This window comes from Microbacterium sp. ARD31 (assembly GCF_031844425.1).
Map to the genome: position 1 here is coordinate 1 of NZ_JAUZVE010000015.1, position 2,707 is coordinate 2,707.

At 69.9% G+C, this 2,707-nt stretch carries 3 protein-coding genes; 1 reads left to right on the top strand and 2 read right to left on the bottom strand.

All coding sequences use genetic code 11. The annotated features are described in order from the left end of the window. Positions 1-315 precede the first annotated feature (315 nt). Together Q9S36_RS27315 and Q9S36_RS27320 are read right to left on the bottom strand one after the other, a co-directional pair. Positions 316-702 carry a PPOX class F420-dependent oxidoreductase gene (locus Q9S36_RS27315; protein WP_311287987.1) on the bottom strand — a complete coding sequence of 129 codons (387 nt, stop codon included), beginning with the start codon at positions 700-702 and terminating at the stop codon, positions 316-318. Between the two features lie 88 nt (positions 703-790). Then, positions 791-1,282: an Lrp/AsnC family transcriptional regulator gene (locus Q9S36_RS27320; RefSeq protein WP_311287988.1), complete on the bottom strand. Its 492-nt coding sequence runs from the start codon at positions 1,280-1,282 to the stop codon at positions 791-793. A gap of 113 nt (positions 1,283-1,395) precedes the next feature. On the opposite strand from Q9S36_RS27320, the gene Q9S36_RS27325 reads away from it, so the two are divergent. After that, entirely contained in the window at positions 1,396-2,625 is a 1,230-nt protein-coding gene (locus tag Q9S36_RS27325) for an aminotransferase class I/II-fold pyridoxal phosphate-dependent enzyme (protein WP_311287989.1), read from the top strand. Positions 2,626-2,707: the final 82 nt, after the last annotated feature.

Here is a 2,707-nt window from a genome sequence, read left to right on the forward strand (position 1 = left end):
CTCCCCCCAACCAGCCTCACGACCAGCCCAGGAGGGCAACTTCACTATCTTATCCCCGCGCCGCCGCTTGTCAAATCGACACGCCGTGGCGTTCGCACGTCGTCTCGACTCTCGCGAGCCGATCCTGCGCACAGGGGAACCTCCATCTGCAGGCTTCCGGCACGCCGGTCATCCTGTTCGAAGGGGGGTGGTTCTCCGCTTGAGGGGGCGGGGCCTTGGCCTCTCCGCTCTCCCTTTGGGGCGAACACATGTAACTGTACGCGGGGATCCGCGCCGTGACGAATCCGCGGCGCATCCCGGGCGTGTCGCGCCGATTCAGCCCTCGATCAACCCCGCGGAGCCCAGCATCCGCTCCGGCGTGAGCCGGATCACGACCCGTCTCGGGTTCACCCGCGGCGGGCGGTAGCGGGCGGCGTAGAGGGCCTCTGCGCGTGCGACGGCGTCGGCATCGCGCTCGATCACGGCGCGTCCCGCGAGAGTCAGCCACCGTGCTCCGTCGACCTGGGCCACGGTGGCGCGGCCGTCCCGCTCGACGTTGCGCACCTTCTGCGTACCGTCGCTGGTGATCACGCGCACGATTCCGTCGTCGAGGGTGAAGCCGACGGCGACCGCGTGGATGAGCCCTGACGGCCCGATCGTCGAAAGCGTCGCCAGGTGGCGATCCTCGACGAACCGCTGTCCCTCGTCTGACAGATGCTTCACGTCGACATCGTATGCGCCCTCCCTCGAGGGTCGCGCGCTCCCACCGTCAGCGGCCCCGACGCCGGTCAGTGCGCCGCGGCATCTCGTCTCATGTCTCGGGGCCGGTCACTCCGACACCCTGCCGTACGTCGAAGGCCAGCTGCGTCTCGGTCTGCCGAACACCTCGGTGGACGGTGATGTGCTCGAGCACCATGTCGCGGAGCATCTCGGGGCTCTCGACGGCGACGTGCACGAGGAAGTCCGCGCTGCCCGCCACATGGAACACCTGCAGCACGCGTGGCGTGCGGACGATCGCGTCGTAGAAGTCCTCGACCAGCTCCTTGCTGTGGCTCCCCAGCCGCACGGTCACCACCGCCTGCAGCGGGAACCCGAGTGCGGCAGGGTCGACGACGGTGCGGGCCCTGCCGATCACCCCCCGCTCCCGCAGCAGGCGCCGCCGGTACGCGCACGTCGACTCGGCGATACCCAGCTGCGCCGCGAGCTCTTTGTTGGTCACCTCGCCGTCGGTCGCCACGGCGTGCAGCAGCGCACGGTCGAGGTCGTCGAGGGCGACGGGAGCGGGTGATTGCGATTTCGACAAGGCGGGCTCCTCGATCTCGAATAGAGAGCGCGTTTCGACAACTCGATGCCGTGAATGCTGCTCTGTCAGCAGAATAGCTCGCCTGACCCTGTCGGAACGCGCACCCTGGAGAGATGCGCTCATCATCTTGGGGACTCGACAGCACCGCCGTCCACGCCGGACGCGAGGATCTCGCCGGTCTCGGCGTGCACGCGCCCCCGATAGACCTGTCGACCACCAACCCCCTCCCCGACATCGACAGAGGGGGCGACTCCTACGAATCGATGGCGACCGGTGGACGTCCGCTGCCCGACGGCGGATTCGTGTACGCGCGGCTGTGGAATCCCACCGTCGCGCGCTTCGAGTCGGCGCTCGCCGAGCTCGAGCACGCCGACGCCGCCGTGGCGTTCGCCTCGGGTATGGCCGCGGTCACCGCCGCCGTCCTCGCCGCGACCTCCGCCGGTCGCGGCCGCCACATCGTCGCGGTACGGCCCCTCTACGGCGGCACGGATCACCTCCTCGCCTCGGGCTTGCTCGGCACGGAGATCTCGTACTGCGACGAAGGCGACGTGGCGGCAACGGTGCGCCGCGACACCGCCCTGGTCATCATCGAGACGCCGGCGAATCCCACTCTCGAACTGGTGGACATCGCCGCGGTGGTCGCTCAGAGCGATGGCGTCCCGGTGCTCGTGGACAACACGTTCGCCACGCCGGTCCTGCAGAACCCGCTCGATCTGGGCGCCGCGATGTCGTTGCACAGCGCGACCAAGTACATCGGCGGGCACGGCGACGCGATCGCGGGTGTCGTGGCGTGTTCGGAGGAGTGGGCCGAGGCGCTGCGCCGGGTGCGGGCCGTCACGGGCGGCATCCTGCACCCGCTGGGGGCGTATCTGCTGCACCGCGGGATCGCCACTCTCCCGTTGCGGGTGCGCGCCCAGCAGTCGTCCGCGCAGCGGGTCGCGCAGTGGCTGCGCACCCACCCCTCGGTCTCGGACGTCTACTACCCGGGACTCGACGGCGATCCCCGGGGCCTGCTGCACCGGCAGATGCGCGGCACGGGCGCGATGATCGCGATCCGTCTGCGCGGAGGCTTCGCGGCAGCGAGCAGCGTCACGACGGGCGTGCGTCTGTTCACGCACGCGGTCTCGCTCGGCGGCATCGACTCGCTCATCCAGCATCCCGCCGCGTTGACCCATCGACCTGTCGCGGCCGACGCGAAACCGAGCGACGACATCGTCCGCCTGTCGATCGGTCTCGAAGACACCGACGACCTGATCGCCGATCTCGCGCAGGCGCTCGAGTCGTTCCCCGCGCCTGCCGAGCCGGACTCTCGGGAACCGCTCGCGACGACCGCAGCGCGCTGAGACCCCCGGCAGGTGTCACACCCCGAGGTCGGTCCGCGGATCTTCCCATCCCGGAGCTTCCTGCTGTGGAGAGCGGCGAGGC

Bases quoted from the DNA above. Each gene is read 5' to 3' on its own strand.
- Q9S36_RS27325 (WP_311287989.1), top strand. From the start codon at position 1,396: ATGCGCTCATCATCTTGGGGACTCGACAGCACCGCCGTCCACGCCGGA.